The organism is Sphingobium sp. WTD-1 (genome assembly GCF_030128825.1).
Classification (GTDB): Bacteria; Pseudomonadota; Alphaproteobacteria; order Sphingomonadales; family Sphingomonadaceae; genus Sphingobium.
The window spans coordinates 296,971-312,438 of sequence record NZ_CP119128.1; the positions used below are offsets into that span (position 1 = coordinate 296,971).

General features: G+C 61.0%; 15 protein-coding genes. 4 read left to right on the top strand and 11 right to left on the bottom strand.

Going from position 1 to position 15,468, the window contains the following annotated elements:
* Nucleotides 1-177: 177 nt before the first annotated feature.
* The 5 genes from N6H05_RS26585 to N6H05_RS26605 all read right to left on the bottom strand — a co-directional run bounded on the left by N6H05_RS26585 (nucleotide 178) and on the right by N6H05_RS26605 (nucleotide 4,271).
* Complete coding sequence (locus N6H05_RS26585; protein ID WP_237241408.1) at nucleotides 178-840, bottom strand: 6-phosphogluconolactonase; 663 nt, start codon at nucleotides 838-840, stop codon at nucleotides 178-180.
* 69 nt (nucleotides 841-909) lie between these two features.
* A complete protein-coding gene (locus N6H05_RS26590) occupies nucleotides 910-1,506 on the bottom strand; it encodes a glycine zipper 2TM domain-containing protein (RefSeq protein ID WP_284114350.1) in 597 nt (198 codons plus the stop codon).
* 151 nt (nucleotides 1,507-1,657) lie between these two features.
* Nucleotides 1,658-2,509: a class I mannose-6-phosphate isomerase gene (locus N6H05_RS26595; protein WP_075153426.1), complete on the bottom strand. Its 852-nt coding sequence runs from the start codon at nucleotides 2,507-2,509 to the stop codon at nucleotides 1,658-1,660.
* A 486-nt stretch (nucleotides 2,510-2,995) separates the two neighbouring features.
* The gene (locus tag N6H05_RS26600; RefSeq protein ID WP_047867079.1) at nucleotides 2,996-3,904 is read right to left on the bottom strand and encodes a YfdX family protein; all 909 of its coding nucleotides are present in this window, start codon (nucleotides 3,902-3,904) and stop codon (nucleotides 2,996-2,998) included.
* Between the two features lie 31 nt (nucleotides 3,905-3,935).
* Nucleotides 3,936-4,271: a DUF5335 domain-containing protein gene (locus tag N6H05_RS26605; protein ID WP_010339455.1), complete on the bottom strand. Its 336-nt coding sequence runs from the start codon at nucleotides 4,269-4,271 to the stop codon at nucleotides 3,936-3,938.
* A 470-nt stretch (nucleotides 4,272-4,741) separates the two neighbouring features.
* Between N6H05_RS26605 and N6H05_RS26610 the strand changes: the two genes are divergently transcribed.
* On the top strand, nucleotides 4,742-5,383 hold the full coding sequence (locus tag N6H05_RS26610) for a helix-turn-helix domain-containing protein (RefSeq protein ID WP_075153471.1): 642 nt from the start codon (nucleotides 4,742-4,744) through the stop codon (nucleotides 5,381-5,383).
* Nucleotides 5,384-5,469: 86 nt separating this feature from the next.
* Nucleotides 5,470-6,204, top strand: coding sequence for a Crp/Fnr family transcriptional regulator (locus N6H05_RS26615; RefSeq protein WP_075153427.1), 735 nt, complete (start codon nucleotides 5,470-5,472; stop codon nucleotides 6,202-6,204).
* A 104-nt stretch (nucleotides 6,205-6,308) separates the two neighbouring features.
* Here the strand turns inward: N6H05_RS26615 and N6H05_RS26620 are convergent, their stop codons facing one another.
* Nucleotides 6,309-6,821 (bottom strand): Hsp20/alpha crystallin family protein, encoded by a 513-nt coding sequence (locus N6H05_RS26620; RefSeq protein ID WP_075153428.1) that lies wholly within the window; start codon nucleotides 6,819-6,821, stop codon nucleotides 6,309-6,311.
* Nucleotides 6,822-7,144: 323 nt separating this feature from the next.
* Between N6H05_RS26620 and N6H05_RS26625 the strand changes: the two genes are divergently transcribed.
* Complete coding sequence (locus N6H05_RS26625) at nucleotides 7,145-7,885, top strand: sensor histidine kinase (RefSeq protein ID WP_075153472.1); 741 nt, start codon at nucleotides 7,145-7,147, stop codon at nucleotides 7,883-7,885.
* 683 nt (nucleotides 7,886-8,568) lie between these two features.
* Nucleotides 8,569-9,990, top strand: a complete 1,422-nt coding sequence (gene cls / locus N6H05_RS26630; RefSeq protein ID WP_075153429.1) for a cardiolipin synthase — start codon at nucleotides 8,569-8,571, stop codon at nucleotides 9,988-9,990.
* 182 nt (nucleotides 9,991-10,172) lie between these two features.
* Here cls and N6H05_RS26635 read toward each other — a convergent pair whose 3' ends face one another.
* From N6H05_RS26635 to N6H05_RS26655, 5 genes are all read right to left on the bottom strand, one after another.
* Complete coding sequence (locus tag N6H05_RS26635) at nucleotides 10,173-10,298, bottom strand: hypothetical protein (protein WP_284114352.1); 126 nt, start codon at nucleotides 10,296-10,298, stop codon at nucleotides 10,173-10,175.
* Between the two features lie 40 nt (nucleotides 10,299-10,338).
* Nucleotides 10,339-10,857 (bottom strand): phosphate-starvation-inducible PsiE family protein, encoded by a 519-nt coding sequence (locus tag N6H05_RS26640; protein ID WP_075153430.1) that lies wholly within the window; start codon nucleotides 10,855-10,857, stop codon nucleotides 10,339-10,341.
* 13 nt (nucleotides 10,858-10,870) lie between these two features.
* Nucleotides 10,871-12,562 (bottom strand): cation:proton antiporter domain-containing protein, encoded by a 1,692-nt coding sequence (locus N6H05_RS26645; RefSeq protein WP_075153431.1) that lies wholly within the window; start codon nucleotides 12,560-12,562, stop codon nucleotides 10,871-10,873.
* A 379-nt stretch (nucleotides 12,563-12,941) separates the two neighbouring features.
* On the bottom strand, nucleotides 12,942-14,348 hold the full coding sequence (locus tag N6H05_RS26650; protein WP_047867100.1) for a Glu/Leu/Phe/Val family dehydrogenase: 1,407 nt from the start codon (nucleotides 14,346-14,348) through the stop codon (nucleotides 12,942-12,944).
* A 461-nt stretch (nucleotides 14,349-14,809) separates the two neighbouring features.
* Nucleotides 14,810-15,424 (bottom strand): HdeD family acid-resistance protein, encoded by a 615-nt coding sequence (locus tag N6H05_RS26655; RefSeq protein WP_053058596.1) that lies wholly within the window; start codon nucleotides 15,422-15,424, stop codon nucleotides 14,810-14,812.
* Nucleotides 15,425-15,468 lie beyond the last annotated feature (44 nt).

Consider the following 15,468-nt stretch of genomic DNA (forward strand, 5'->3'; position numbering starts at 1 on the left):
ACGTGGCGGCTCGGCGAAACGCTGATCTTTGTCAGTGCTCTGAAGGAGCGGGCTCGCTCCTGCATCTTCTACGCGTTTGCCAGCCTTCGCTCCCATGCCCCTTCGCAAAGAGCTTGCTGCGTCGGCCCTGCCCGAGAGACGTCGCGAAGCGAGCCGATCCAGCGACAAAGTTCGAAGCTATCGGCTCCAGAATAGTTCGGGCTGGCACTTTGCTTTAGCTAAGACGATGCCGAGCGGCATCTGCGACTCCGCACCCTCTTCCAGAGCCCGTTCGACGACCTTCAGCTTGTCCTGGCCGCTGCCGAAAATAAGCAGTCGCTTTGCCGAGAGAATGGCGCTCAGCGTCAACGTCACTCTGGGCACCGGCGCCTCGGCCGGAAGCGGCACGGGCCTGATGCCGGCGACGCGCCTCCAGTCAGGATAACGCATCGCAACGGCAAGGTCCGGTCCCGGGAGGAGCGAGGCAACATGCCCGTCCAGACCGAACCCTAGCCAGACCAGATCCAGCGGCCAAGCCAGGTCCGAAAGCCTCAGCTCGGCTGCGTCCGCCGCTGCGGCAGGATCATCGAATGGTGGTCTTGCAAGAGGGGTGAGCCGTGCTTGCCCCGCGGCGAAACATCTCTCCAGCAGACCATAGTTGGACAGCCGGTCGCCCGGCGGCACGAGGCGGTCGTCGGTGGGGATGATCGTGACCCCACGCCACCCGCTCGCTCGCGGGGCAAGGAATTCGAACGCGCGCACAGGCGACCGGCCACCTGGAAAGGCGACGAAGGCGGCGCCTTCCGTTTCCAGACGATCGGTGATGATGCCCGACACCTCTCGGACCAGGCTCTCGGCCAAATGCTCCGGAGTGGCAAACCCATGCCATAGCGGCTCAGGCACACCAAGGACTTCCGGCTCCTCCGGCACTTAGCGGCGTCGCCAGTGGCGCTTGTACCAGTATCGGTGATAGGGATAGGGCCTGTAGATCCAGTGGCCCCCGTACCATACCCAGGGATCATACCACGGCGGCGCCACATAGACGTGCGGATAGACGGGTGGCGGATAGAAAGGCTCGGGCGCTGCCTTGACCACGAACCCGGGCGGACAGTCGGGGCTGGCGTTCCTCGCGATGGCGCTGCCCGCGACCGCGCCTGCACCCGCGCCAAGGACGGTGGCCGGGGCTCTATCGTAGCGACCGGCGAGCCCTGAACCGGCAAGCGCTCCAATCAGCCCGCCGATCACCGCGCCTGCAGCGATGTTGCTCCGACGGTCCGCTATGCAATTTTCTGCCGCCCACCGTTCGGCTTCGCGGCTGTAGCGATCATCCTCCTCGCGCTCGCGATCCGACTGCACGAACCGGCCAGGAGGCGGCTTGTAGCCAGGCGGCGGCGGTACGTTGTACTGCTCGCTGCGGCCTTCGGTTGGGCTTGAAGACGAAGGGGTGGAAGTTTGCGCAATCGCGGGATTCCCGCAGGCCAGAAGCAATGTCAGGATTGTGGTGCAGCGAACCGGGCTAGCAGGCATTTCAAGGCCCATCCTTGGAGAAGCCCACCGAGGCGGGATCATCGGCTTCGCTATGCGCAGCACCTCCGTCCGGCACTGATCTAGCTCACTTCAACAAGCCATTTTCGGTTCGATCGGGAGCCCGCTTCAGGGTTGCCGGTCCACTTCAAGATCAGCCGATGAGCGCCTCGTGCACCGCTCGGCCCGAATAGGCGACGAGAAGATCGCACGAGCCGGTGAAGTTGACGCCGGCATCGCCAGCGACGATCCACACGCCGCCGGGCTCAATCGGCTCCGATCCCACGACCGCTTCGCCCCGGAGGGGTATCAGCCAAACCGGCTCGCCTCGCCGCGGCGCCAGAATGCCGGTAAAAGCGTCGGCCCAGCGTTCCACCACGAACGGCCCTCCGGCGGCAAGCACCCGCCTGCCCCGCGCCAACTCGAATGGGGCGAATGGAGCCTCGTAGGGCGCCGGGCGGGCAGCCTCCACCGCCTCGTCCAGATGGAGCTCGCGATTGCTACCATAGTCATAGAGCCGATAGGTGACGTCCACATTCTGCTGGATTTCGATCAGGCTGAGACCGGCGCCTATGGCGTGGATCGTGCCTGCCGGCGCGTACCAGAAGTCACCCGCCCGCGCTGGCTTCCAGTCGAGCAGGCCGACGATCGAGCCATCCCTGGCCGCGGCGCGCAACCGCTCCCTGGTAACCCATGTCCGCAGTCCCAGCGCGACGCTCGCCCCCGGCTCGGCCTCGAGGATCTGCCAGGCTTCGCTCTTGCCCCGGGGGAGCCCATACGCCTTCGCGGTAGCGTCGTCAGGATGAACCTGGACCGAGAGCCGTCTGCTCGTGAACAGGTACTTGACCAGCAGCTCGGGGTCATCAAGCCCGCTTCCCGGCGGCAGCTCGAACCAGATCTCGCCGACGGGCTCCTCACGCGCGGCCACGTCATCGAACCAGGGTCCAGTCGACCATCGGCCCCAGGGTTTGGCGACCGTTTTGGTTTCCAATCGTATGACCGGCATGTCGCCCTCCTCTTGGATGCTCGAACGGTCAGGTCGGACATAATGCGGCCCTCCGAGGAGGCATCGCCACCATCGGAAGCATCGATGACGAACATCACTCGCACGGCGTGGGCCCGCCTGCGAATCCCGCACTCCTCCGCAGCCCGGCAAGACGCGACCGTGAGCGGGAGAGCGCTCCGGCTGGCTGACTCATGTCATTTGCGGTGCGGCGGACCGCGGCATTGTCCGCCTCGGCTTCCGTCTATTCCATCGCCGAACCCGTCCGACAATCCGTTCGGCCCGCCCCGGATCCCACCCCGATGCGTTTGGCGAGCGAGGGGCATGAACGATCATATAACCGTCCTTCGGCAGTCGGGCTTGAGGAGTGCGGACTTTGCAGGATCGCAAAGTCCGCGCTCCTCGTCCTATGGTCTCAGTAGCTATCCACCCGCAGCCACATCGAACCCGCGCGCGCCGGCACTGGCAGTGTTGTCAGATTGCGCTGACTCACTTCTTCTGAGCAGGCTGGCTCGATTGAGTTGCTTTCTTGAAGAAATCGCGAATCTTGTCGAAAATGCTCGTTGCCGCGCCCTTGTTCTTGGTGCCCTCCTCGATCTCGTCGACCGTTTTCAGCAGCTCCTTCATTTGGTCCTTGGTCGCATAGCCCAACGCCTGACCGAGCCGGAGCTGTTCACGCGCAGTGTTCAGAAGTTGCTTGATTCTCGCCTCATCCCCGGCGCCGCGCTGGGCATTCGCAGCCAGGTTGCGCGCCTCTTCGATCGCCGCGCTTGCCCGGATGAGCGGGAGCGGGTGGATCACGTCGCGGATCACGATCGTGCCGAGCGCAGCTTCGAGCGCCGCCTTTGCTGCGTCCAGCTTGCCTTGGGCGATGAGAGCCGCGGCGGCCTTGATCGCGTCCGGGTAGGTCGCGAGCGGGAGATTACTGGTCCGAACAACGGTTTCGCTCGCCAGCCCGTCGATGAGATGGCGCGCCTCCTGCAACCGTCCATCTTCGAGCGCCTCCTCGGCCGACTTCCGCAGTGCCTTCACGGCATCCACAGAACCCAGGACGTCGTAGCTGATCACACTGACATCGACCGGAGCGAGAGCAAGGCTGGGGTTGCGCGCGAGCACGATTTCGAGCTTGCCGGTGGCGCGCTCGAGCGCGGCGGTCGCGGCCTTGCCGTCCTTGTTGTCGAGCGCGGCAAGCGCATTCTGCGTCTCCTGCAGCGCCGAAACGGCGTCCTGGAGCAGTTCTGCGCGGTCGACGGGCGGGGCCGGCGTCGCCGCCACCGGGGCGCTGGCCGCCCCGGTGGCGGCATTCGTGGCGGCCTCGTTGTTGGCGTCCTGCTTGGAACAGCCCGCCGTCAGAATGAGGGCCGAGGCCGCGGTCGCGGCTAAAAAACTGCGTTTCATGATCTTCCCCTTGGTTGTTGAAGGTACGAGTTCATTGGTCGGGAGCGGGCAGCGCAAGCGGCCGCCTCAGCTTTACGAGGTGATTCGTCCCGTCGCCATCGATCACGGCGATCGCCGCAACGCCGTCGCCGCTTTCTTCGACGTAGATCGATTGCGGGTGGCGGATCATGTGATCCAGTCCCTCGAGCGTCACACCCACCAAGTCGTCCTTGTGGTCATAGAAGATGCCGGCAATCGGCAGGTATTGCGCCTCGATCTGATCGCCGAGTTCGAGCGAGGCGACCTCAATCTCAGCTCGCAACCCAACCATGCCCCGGGAAACCCGATCGAGATACTTTCCCCACTCTGGCTTAGGAACCAGATTCATCAGTCGACTCCTTTGAAAAGGCATCGCGGCCCAAGGTTCATAGTCCACAAAAACATCGACCGTCCACATTGCGTCGCCGGTCCGCGGAGCACGATTCTGCCAAAGGCCTCTGCTCTTCGAAGGCAGGCGAGTGTTCGAACGCCTTGGTAAAGGCTGGTGCACGGACTCCCCCGGCGCGGCCCACCCGCCCGAACGCCCAATCTTGAAGCGCCCCGCCGCCTTCCGACTTGGCTGCCACGGGCGGCGGTACTGCGATCTTTGCCGATGTCCTGATCAATGTGGGCATCAATATTCTCCGGTCGGCCGTGGAATTGCAGGCCCGCGCCCCTGCCGCCCTGACATAGCTCAGCCTTCTGCCGGTCAAACTGTGGCACGACTCGGCCATTGAGATTGCCCATCACCGTGACATATGTTACGCGTCGTGACATGTGGAACGGCTCGGCTGCTTATTTGAGAAGGAGACGCCCGCGATGAATCGCGGGCGAAAGGTCGTTCCTCCGCCTCTAGGAAATGGCTTCAACTCCAAGCTCATCATGTTGAAGGACCGCCAGGAACTCCCTGCGCGGCCCGAGTCGGATGGCCTCTACTGGATCCTCTCCGGCGCCATCCAAACCAGCATCATCTCCGAGGATGGTCGCCGGTGGATCGGTGGCTTCTACCTGCCGGGGGAATTCATTCTGCTCGAACGCGACGAGGTGCGCAGCCAGTTCGCCCAGGCCCTGTGCCCGACCTCGCTCATCATGACGGATCGCAGCGTGCTTGAGGGCCTGTCGCAGTTCGATCACTTCACATGCGCCACGATCACGACCTGGTTTCTGCGGACCTATCGGATCGCGCTACGCACCGGCTTCCTGCTCGGGCGGTCGAATGCCACCGAGCGGCTGGCGTTCTTTCTTCTCGATCTCATGCAGAGGCTGGAGGGGCGTCACCACTTCCATCTGCTCATGTCGAGAGCCGACATCGGCGACCATCTCGGGTTAACCAGTGAGACCGTGACCCGTACATTCACTCTGCTGCAACGGCATAACTATGTGCAGGTGAATGGGCGCAACCTGGAAATCCTTGATCCTATCGGGCTTGCGCGTCTCGCGGCGGCGGTGGTCACGATCTGACGGCGCCGGGCCCACGCAGCGGCCGTGTGACATGTGGGCCCACCTCTGCTATAGCGCACTGGCTATGCGGACGGGTCGGACTACGAATGAACTTCATACCGTGTGAAGACTGCGCGCTTCGCCGGTTGGCGCTGTTCAAGAAGTTTACAGCGCCCGAGCTCAGCTTTGTGCGCGCCCTCAAGAGTAATCAGATAGATGTTCCTGCGCGCCGCGTGATCATCGAGCCTGGGCGGTTCGCCGGAAAGCTGTACACGCTGTATGCGGGATGGGCATATCGCTACAAGCTTACACCAACCGGGCAACGACAGATCATCGACATTCTGCTGCCGGGTAGCCTGATCGGTCTTCAACAGTTGATGCTGGGTGATTCGGAGAGCGGTGTCGAAAGCCTAACCCCCGTGACGCTGTGCGTGTTGACAGGGCGCAATATCGACGAGCTGTTTCAGCGGCAGAGCCAGCTCTCCGAGGCGATGGTCTTCGCGCTCATGGAGGACCAGCGCCGCGCCGATCGCCGCATTGCGCTTGTCGCGAAGCAGAATGGCGCTGAACGCCTAGCCTACTTCCTCCTTGAGCTTGTAGATCGCCTCGTTGCGTTGGACCTCGGGCACGATGCGATGTCGTATTTCCCATTGCAGCGTCGCCATCTGGCTGACCTCCTCGGCTTATCTGAGACCCATGTCAGCCGCTCGATGCAGCAACTTCGCCGCGGCGATCTGGCAGCGATCGCAGCGAACTCGCTCGTGATCCGCAACCGGCAGCTCATGATCAACCTTTCGGGCTATACCCTGTCAACTCGGGAGCACCCTCGCCTTCTGCTCTGATCATGTGTGATATGCCGTTGCCGGGAGTGGGACAACTTCACCAGAACGGGCGCAATCACTGAGATGGCCCCGCCCGTGGGCACGCGGCCCACGGGCGGTAACTATCATGCCTGACCCGAATTGACGGCGATGCGGCGGACGCTCTCGGCGGCAGACGCCGATTTCGGCACCGTGACGGTGAGAACACCCTTCTTGAACGTGGCACTCGCCTTGTCCTGCTCGATACCATTGGGAAGGCCGATGCGGCGCTCGAATCGCCCGTAGCTCCGCTCGGAATAACCCCGGTCCTTGTCCTCGACCTCCGACTTCTTCTCGCCACGGAGCGTGAGGACGCCTTCCTCGACGGTCACTTCCACGTCCTTTTCGTCGAGTCCGGGGAGTTCGGCCGTGACTCGGATTTCCTTGTCGGTTTCGGCAAGTTCGACGCTCGGGGCGAGGAGCCCTCGCTCGACGCCGGCGAGCGCCGGCACACCGAAGCCGCGGAAGAAATCCTCGAACAGGCGGTTCACTTCCCGGTGCAGCGAGAGCACCGGGTCGCTCGCAGCGCCCGCAGCGCTGACCTGAGCAGGAACCTTGTTCTCCTGACGGCTCCAGGGGATCAGATCACGAATGGACATGGCATCTAACTCCTTCTTCGAACAGCGTCATCGCGGAGCGCCGACATGCCTGGCACGCTGACTAGAAGCTGGGTGGCCGGTCGCCTGAGGCCGAACGCGCCGGTGCGTGATTGCGCTGTTTCGCCAGCTAAGGCACAAAGCTCTCCACGCTACTTTGGTACTTCCAGTCATTCCCGCCGAGGCGGCCGGTGGCGAGCTTCATCGGTAAGCGCTCCGGGCAGGCTAACACTGATTTAGCTCAGCCCCAGATTGGCGCCGGTCGCGATATGCTCCGGCATTGTATGGCGACCGAAGCTTGGCATCCGGCGACCGAAGGAGTGGTCATGGACATCACGACTGTGTTGAGCAGCCCGGCCGATCGGGTCGTTCGCCAACCCGACATGCTGATGCGTGGAATGGCGCACGACCTCGACAATATGCTGGCGGTGATCGCCTCCGGTCTGGTCTCGATCGAGCGTGGGCCGAATCCGCAGCAACTGGCGCGCATCGTGAGCGGCATGAAGCACGCCATCCGGAATGCCGCCGCCCTGGCCGACGATATAGCGGATCTCAGCGCCCGTAGCGGCGTGACGACCAACCGGGTTTCGGTTGAAGCGGTGATCCAAGACATGGAACCACGGGTCCGCGAAATCCTTGGAGAGAGCGTGGACTTTCGGACAGAGATCGCACGTGACCTCTGGCCGGTCCGCGTCCTCCCCAATTATCTCCAGTTTGCGCTCTTCAATCTCCTGGCGAACGCCGCCGACGCGATGCCAAAGGGTGGCGTGCTGGTCCTGCGAGCCTTCAACACGTTCCGAAGCACGGCGAGCCCTATAGGCGCAGCGGGCGACTTCGTTCGGCTTGAAATGATCGATTCCGGTGAAGGAATCGCACCCGACGTTCTGACCCGTGTTTTCGAGCCGTTCTTCACGACGAGGCAGTCGCTCAAGAGAACCGGACTCGGGTTGGGCCAGGTCCGAAGGTTCGCGACCCAATTTGGCGGTGATATCGCGGTCGAGAGCGACCCTGGCGCTGGAACCCGAGTCATCCTGCATCTACCGCGAGCAGCGCGGGGCAGTTTCTGACCCGATACTACCGCGGAAGTATCGGGCGCCCTTCCAGACTCAGCCGCGCTGTGGCCGCGTGTCACGCCGCCCCTGACAAGCGGCTTATCCACGCATCACCATCCCGGTCCGCGTTCTATTGCCCTCACGGCCATCCCGACCTGGCTTCAACCGCGGCGGCGCGCATGGCGTCAGAGTTTGCCGCGCGAGTCGAGGTAGGAGCGTCGCAAGTATCCGAGCTTGCGCTTGCCCGTTTTTCCTTGAAAAACAGCCATTGCCTGAATTCATTGCCCTCTTCTCGCAACTTCGGTTCGGCTCCCTACTGACTCAGGTCAGAATGGGGCATATCGTAGAGTGGGACATTTTCACCGGCCCGAACATGCATTCGTGGGGAAATGAACCTGCTAACTGGCCACGCAAGAACGGTCGCGAAGAGAGGCAATCGTGCAAGGACCTACAAGCTCATGGGACTGGAGCAGCAACATGCGCGGCTTCTCCGATCGTCACCTTGAATGGCAAGCCGATGGGCCAAACAATTTTGCGATGAACCACTCGAGTTGCCGCTCGCTCGACTCAGCGGCCTTGGAAATCTGCGCACGCCGTACCGGTAAGGCGCGCTACCGCCCGAGCAGCACTTTCGCATCCGCGCGGCCGCTCCCGAAAGTCTTCGTCGCATGCGGCGTCAGTCGGCCAATCGCCTTCGGATGACCCCCGCGATCGCTCTTGAGTGGCTGTTTTCCGTGGCGCCATGGGCCATACGGCTTGGTGCACTGATCGTCGTGCCCTTCCGACGATCACCAGTCGCGACTCAGAGCTGGCTGCTTCTCTTTTTTGTGGCTCCGTGGATCGGGCTCGTGTTCTATCTTGCAATCGGCCGTCCATATCACCCCCAGTGGCGCCGCCTGCGGGTAGCGCAGCTATGGCCGATCATGCACCGGTCCGTCTCCAGCATCGCTCGGGTCGCTCGACCTGCCGCCCTCGCCCAAGACGTAGCATCGACTGCGTCGCTCGTCAGTTCGATTGGCCAGATGCCCCCGTTACATGGCAATGCGGTCGAATTCCTCACCGACTACGACGAGACGATCGATCGTCTCGTCGATGACATCGCGCGCGCCGAGCGTCACGTTCACCTTCTGTTTTACATCTTTGCCGCTGATCGAACCGGCAGGCGGGTGATGGCCGCTCTGTGTGATGCGGCGCGTCGGGGCGTGGTGTGCAGGCTGCTGGTAGACGCGATCGGCTCACGCAGGTGGGCGGCTCGCATCAGACGCGAGCTCCAACCGGCGGGTGTGGAAGTGCAAGAAATTCTGCCCATTCGAATCCTTGGTCGCTCCTCGCGTTTCGACCTGCGCAACCATCGCAAGATCGCTGTGATCGACGGGCGCGTAGGCTATATCGGGTCTCAAAATGTGATCGACGCCGATCATGGGTTCGGCTGGCCGAACCGCGAGGTCATGGTCCGGGCGCGTGGGCCGGTAGTCGGCGAACTGCAGGCCGTATTCGTCGCCGATTGGTTCCTCGAGACGCAACAGGAGCTTGTTGACCACCACCTTTACCCGCCCGCAGAAGATGCGGGAACGAGCCTTGGGCAGGTTCTTCCGAGTGGTCCCGACATCAAGCAGGGAGGTGTCGATGAGCTATTTGTTGCCCTCATACACTCAGCGCGGAATCGCGTCGTGATCGCGACGCCGTATTTCATTCCTACTGACCCCTTATTGAAAGCATTGCAGATCGCCGTACGGAGAGGCGTGGAGGTGAGTTTATTGTTGTCTGCCTACTCAGATCACCCCCTGGTTCATCTCGCCCAGCAGTCTTATTATTCTGAACTCATCGACGCCGGTGTCACGATCCATCTTTTCAAGTCGGGATTCCTTCACGCCAAGCACATGAGCATCGACGAGACAGTGGCTGTCGTCGGATCGTGTAATGTGGACATTCGGTCATTCGCGCTCAATTCCGAGATCAGCATTGTGCTCTATGATCGGGCGGCAGCGCTTGCGCTTGGCCGAATCGAACGCGATCGATTACAACAAAGCGATAAAATCAATACATGTATGTGGGAGTGCCGTGGCCTGGCACGTAAGTGCGCTGAAAATATTGCCCGCCTCTTCAGCCCTTTATTATAATTTCCTTGCAACTTGTCGGCCACAAATAATCCAAACATCGCAAGATTCATCGTCGCCATACGGCGAAGGCCGCGGGGAAGTTATCTCTTGGCGATTTCCTGGTCGGCGATCAGCGTCTCGAGGTTCTCGATGCCGCAGTTGGTGAACGCCATGATGCCGCCTTCGTGCTCGGGGCTGTAGACTCAGATCAGCCCATCTTCCACATCCATGCCGAGAGCGAGAACAGTAATCTCATCTTCGGTCTTATCGAGTTCCTGGGCGACCAATCCGATGGTTCGCACAGAATGGACCTTGTTGACGTCGGCCATCAGGCAGCGAGCCTGCGTCAAGCTTGGCGTCGCGACTCGATCACGGGCTCGAAGAAAACGGGTTATTGCATGTAAGACTTGGGGGTAAGCTCTCAGGCGACGTTCGATCATCTCGTTCGCGCAGAAGCCAGTAGGTCAAGCCAAGCGCCACCGTAGTGGCCGCCAGCGCGGCAATCTTTTCCGCGCCAACCTCCGGGTCCAGTATGACGAATTTGCGCGCAAGTGCGATTAGAGCGATCAGGAGGACGGTCTTGACCTGGATGATATTATCCTGGCGCAGCGCGACACGAACGATTGAATGCTTGAACTCCATCGCGATTAGCAAGTTCATGACCATGCCAAACACGCTCTGGAAGATCCTATGGTCGATCGGATTGAAGCCGCCCATGATGAGGAGCGTAAAGACAGCGCCGATTAGCTGGATCAACGAGACCACGATGATAACTGCGATTACCGCAGACAGGATGAGCGCGACGACCTGCTCGAAGCGTCCATAGAAGTTGAGCAATCGCCATTCATCCAGCAGGATCTGGAAAGACGTTTTGCGATTCACGTTCATGAAAGCGCTATCCTTATACCGCTGTCGGGAAGGGTGGTTGATCTAATGAGCTTCTCACAGCGAGGTCGTCCGCCTTCCCAAGATGCAACATTATCTGTCTCGCTATGCCGATAGCGGCGGCAAAGGATTCGCGATACAGATATACATTCGGGAAAGCGTTCAAGGCGCTAATCTCATTCTCGCGTGAGCACGTAACCACCAGATCGAGCGTCGGCCGGAACCGGTGAACGGTTTTTATTATGCGGCGTGCCGGCGAAATCTGGGCAAAGGTTAGAACGACCAAGCAAGCGTCTTCCAATCCTGCAGCTTGCAGCGTTTCCGGTCGGCTGGCATCGCCATGATGCACCGGGGCGCCAGTCGCTCGCGCCGCTGCCACCTCCTCGTCATCGGACTCCAGAAGCAGGTGACTGATACCTGCCTGCGTTAGTATGCGGCTCAAGTCACGGCCGAGTTCCCCCGCGCCGCATATGATCACGTGGTTCCGCAATGACTTGGCAGTCGTTGCAATGGCTCCCTCCTCTGCCTGCGGCGGCGGCTTGAGGCCACGCGAACGGCTCAGGAGAAGAGCCAGCATGTCATGCATTCGGATCAACAGCGGGGCCAGTGCCATGCTCAACACCAGCGCGAGCAGCATTGGTTGTACCACCGAAGCGGCGATCAGGCCTTGCTGTAAGACGATTCCGAGCAGCAACAGGGCGAATTCGCCACCATGCCCAAGGAGAATGCCGGTGCGCCAGGCATCGAGCGCGGACATGCGTGTGGCGCGCAGGGCTAGGGTGTTGAGGATGATCTTAATCGGAACCAGTGCCAGTAGCCAGGCCATTGTCGCGCCAGGCGTTGTCACTACCTGCGCGAAATCCAGGCGCGAGCCGATGCCGACGAAGAACACGCCCGAAAGCACATCACGAAAGGGGCGAAGATGCTTTTCCATTCGGTGCCGGAAGTCGCTCTCGCCCAGCACGATGCCCGCAAGAAAGGCGCCGAGCGCGGCCGACACGCCGATGGCATGCGCTCCGGCCGCAGACGCCACTACCACGCACAAAGAGCAGAGAACGAAAGATTCTTCGTGGTCGCGGCTGGCCACCCAACGGAGCAGACCATGCAAAAGGCGGCGCGACCCGAGGGCGCACACCACAAACAGCGCGAGAACCGCTAACACTTCGATAAGGACATTCTCGAATTTCGGATCCCCGCCCCGTGCCCATATTGCCATGATCGCCAGAAGGGGCACTGCGGCGAGATCCTGGAAAACGAGCACCGCGATGGCGCTGCGACCGTGGCGAGTTGTCAATTCGCCTTGATCCGCCAGCTGCCGACTGACCAGGGCCGTCGAGGACATTGCCGCCGCGACACCCAATAAGCTGGCATCTCGGGCGGGCAGCCCGAGCCAAGTCAGGCCAAGTGCCAAGGGGGCCGCCACGACGACCATCTGAAGGGCGCCGGCTGTCAGTACGGTTTTACGGATCAGCCAAAAATGACCGAGAGAGAATTCAAGTCCGACGAGAAACAACAACAATGCGACGCCAAGCTCTGAAAGAAAGTCAAGCGCGCCTCCTGGAATTAAGATTCCCGCGGCGGACGGACCAAGTAAAGCGCCAACCGCCAGATAGCCGGTAAGAGTAGGCATTCTCAGAATCGCTGCCACAACAGCCGCAAAAGTGCATGCCGCAAGCAGGCTGAAGGAAGTGATCAGCAGATCTTGCATCGGCCGTGCCAGACCGTTGGAGATAGTGCGCCGTGTACTGGCTTCGGCGGGCCCACGGCGCGGGGCCAACCCGGCAGGCAGTCGGCCAAAGCTCTTGCGCGCGTCGAAGGGTGGCGGCTGGAAAACGAGACTCGCCGGGACAGGGAGTTGGCATCGCCTAGCGCGCACATGGATGAGAGTTCCAGCAGACTGGCCACCTCGCGGAACAGCGTTGGCGTTTTATGTCTTGCCGCGTATGATTTAAAGGAGTGGCTGGACACTGAGAGACTTGGTCGCTTCATTGGCACGAAGCATTTTGCCAAGCCCAATCCGCCTAGATCTTTCTTGGACCGCGAGATGAGTTTTGCAGACGCTGACCGATCGTCACGCTCGAAGTGATTCACGGGAAGATACCCGTCTGGCCATAGCATGCGGCAATCTTGTCGATCGCAACGATCATTGCGGCGGTCCGCAGGTCTGTGCCATGCCGCCCTCTTGCTTCGAGCAATTGGGCTAAGGCGCTGGACATTGCGTCCTCAAGTGCCGAATGCACTAGATCAATCTCGTCTGCCCCCTTAAGTGTGGCGAGGACGGGTGGTTCGATTTTGCGACCACTCGCGCCGGCAATTCTGTGATAGGCCCCCTGATCAAATCTCTGCTCAATGCGCCCGAAGCGTACATGAGCGAGGTTCTTCAGCCACTCAAGGTAGGAGGCCGTAACCCCTCCTGCGTTCAAGTAGATGTCAGGTATGATCATCACACCGCGCTCGGACAGCGCGCGATCGGCGTCTGCGGTCACTGGACCATTGGCCCCTTCCGCAATGATGCGTGCTCGCAAGCGCTGCTGATTGCCAGCGTGGATTGTATTTTCGAGTGCTGCCGGCACAAGTATGTCACAGTCGAGCTCAAGTCCCAGCATCGACGAAGGCAGGTCTTGAGCGCCAGAAAACCCCATGATGGAACCAGTTTGGGTTCGATGTTCCATCACATCCGGTATATGCAGGCCAGCCTCCCTGAATATTGCTCCATCATGCTCGATGACACAGATGATCTTCGCGCCACCATTTTCAAGAAATGTCGCTGCATGCCCGCCGACGTTGCCCAATCCTTGCACGACGATTCTTTTACCTTCGAGGCCTCTGGTCAAACCCAGCCGCGCCATTTCGGCCTCTCGAGCGCAGGCTTCCCTCAGACCATAGAACACGCCAAGCCCGGTCGCCTCGGTCCTGCCACGCAACCCACTCAAGGTTATAGGCTTGCCCGTCACGCACGCCAGCGCATTCAGATCCGAGTGGTTAATTTGCTGATAGGTGTCGGCGATCCAGGCCATTTCCTGCGGCCCCGTCCCGTAGTCGGGTGCCGGAACATCGCTGGCAGGGCCGATCATGTTGCGGCGGAGCAGCTCGAATGCGTACCGGCGCGTGATCCGTTCGAGTTCGGCTGCGGAGAATTCGTTGCGGTCGATCTGGATCGCCCCCTTTGCCCCTCCGAAGGGCACGTCCATCAGCGCGCATTTGTATGTCATGAGCGAGGCTAGGCCAACGACTTCCTCAAGCTCGACATTGGGGCTGAAGCGAATGCCACCCTTGGTCGGCAGCCGGTGGTGACTGTGCTCTGCGCGCCAGGCATTGATGACCCTGACGGTTCCGTCGTCTCTCCTGATCGGAAACGCGAACTGGCAAACCGTGTTGCAAGTCCGTATTTGCGAGAGCAGCAGGGGGTCGTGCAGGGTATGGCCGGCTGCCCGGTCGAAGGCCTGGTCTACTTGCTGATCGAGGCGGATACGAGAATTTTGGGAATCATTCATCTTCCGGAGGCTCCGTATCTCGACGCTGGCATCATGCGACCAGATCAAGACCCGGGGCACCTACGTCGCCCTTCCATCGAATCGCGACGATACAGGATTGCTCGCCGGAAGTCGCTAATCGCCAGCTTTCTGGTGAAGCGCCAATAGCGCTGGGTAACCCGACCACCGGACAGAGTCCGGATCATGGTACTCCTACGCTTTCGGGCGAAGAACCTGCTTTGGTCCCGATAGCGTCCAACTAGGAGGATCGCTGGCCGGAAACGACTCAATGATAGCTTCCTCCACCGGGTCCAGTTCATCAGCGGGCTGCTCGTCTCGCATCGAGGCTAATTCGGCCTGTGTCCTGTCATTCTCGGCAGCCTTCACAGGCTGTGTGGGTTTCTCGGAAGCAGACATCATATTGGTCCCTGGTTGGAGTTCAGTTCGTTGCTTTTTATTGGCTTCATTTTCCCGTGGCACGGTCAAGCTCGCCGAAGCTTCAGACCGAGGCCGATGAGAACAAACCCGGCAAACATTGCATAGGCCCCGATCACCCACGCGGCCGAAGGCAAGGTCGTCAGGGGATCAAGGACCAGCAGGATGAAGATCGCGATCCCAAGAAATACCGAGAGGGCGCCTGAGAGGCCCATCAACCACTCTCCCCTGATTTCCTTGCGAAGGCTCGTTGCGGCAACCATCTCAAGGGCGCCCGTCACGATCGCCCAGATCGCCAGCATGACAAGAGTGACGAGAGCGTAGCCGACGGTCATGACCTCGGGCATCAGCACGAACAGGATCGCGGTCGCGATGCCAATGATCCCGCGGATCACATAGGCCCACCAGCGCTCCTCCTTACGCCGGGCGCCGCGCACCGCCGCGACCATGGAAAGGATTCCATCGGCACCGGCATAGGCGGCGAATACCATCGCAAAGGCGAACAGGGCGCTGAGCGGGAACAGAAAGGATACCACGCCAAGCGCGAGCGCGAGGACACCGCGAAAGACGATCCATCCCCAGTTGCGGCGCAGTGTCCCCAACATCTGCTGACCGACCGCGTCGGACACGCCGGAAACGGCATCGACTTTGACTCCAACCATAAGGCCTCCTTTTTTGGCACCCTAAAGGGCGCATGATGTGACGT

What these genes read in the sequence shown, in the direction of transcription:
- N6H05_RS26590 (WP_284114350.1), bottom strand. Translation starts at nt 1,506, where the DNA reads ATGCCTGCTAGCCCGGTTCGCTGCACCACAATCCTGACATTGCTTCTG.
- N6H05_RS26595 (WP_075153426.1), bottom strand. Translation starts at nt 2,509, where the DNA reads ATGCCGGTCATACGATTGGAAACCAAAACGGTCGCCAAACCCTGGGGC.
- N6H05_RS26600 (WP_047867079.1), bottom strand. Translation starts at nt 3,904, where the DNA reads ATGAAACGCAGTTTTTTAGCCGCGACCGCGGCCTCGGCCCTCATTCTG.
- N6H05_RS26605 (WP_010339455.1), bottom strand. Translation starts at nt 4,271, where the DNA reads ATGAATCTGGTTCCTAAGCCAGAGTGGGGAAAGTATCTCGATCGGGTT.
- N6H05_RS26610 (WP_075153471.1), top strand. Translation starts at nt 4,742, where the DNA reads ATGAATCGCGGGCGAAAGGTCGTTCCTCCGCCTCTAGGAAATGGCTTC.
- N6H05_RS26615 (WP_075153427.1), top strand. Translation starts at nt 5,470, where the DNA reads ATGAACTTCATACCGTGTGAAGACTGCGCGCTTCGCCGGTTGGCGCTG.
- N6H05_RS26620 (WP_075153428.1), bottom strand. Translation starts at nt 6,821, where the DNA reads ATGTCCATTCGTGATCTGATCCCCTGGAGCCGTCAGGAGAACAAGGTT.
- N6H05_RS26625 (WP_075153472.1), top strand. Translation starts at nt 7,145, where the DNA reads ATGGACATCACGACTGTGTTGAGCAGCCCGGCCGATCGGGTCGTTCGC.
- cls (WP_075153429.1), top strand. Translation starts at nt 8,569, where the DNA reads ATGACCCCCGCGATCGCTCTTGAGTGGCTGTTTTCCGTGGCGCCATGG.
- N6H05_RS26635 (WP_284114352.1), bottom strand. Translation starts at nt 10,298, where the DNA reads ATGGCCGACGTCAACAAGGTCCATTCTGTGCGAACCATCGGATTGGTC.
- N6H05_RS26640 (WP_075153430.1), bottom strand. Translation starts at nt 10,857, where the DNA reads ATGAACGTGAATCGCAAAACGTCTTTCCAGATCCTGCTGGATGAATGG.
- N6H05_RS26645 (WP_075153431.1), bottom strand. Translation starts at nt 12,562, where the DNA reads ATGCAAGATCTGCTGATCACTTCCTTCAGCCTGCTTGCGGCATGCACT.
- N6H05_RS26650 (WP_047867100.1), bottom strand. Translation starts at nt 14,348, where the DNA reads ATGAATGATTCCCAAAATTCTCGTATCCGCCTCGATCAGCAAGTAGAC.
- N6H05_RS26655 (WP_053058596.1), bottom strand. Translation starts at nt 15,424, where the DNA reads ATGGTTGGAGTCAAAGTCGATGCCGTTTCCGGCGTGTCCGACGCGGTC.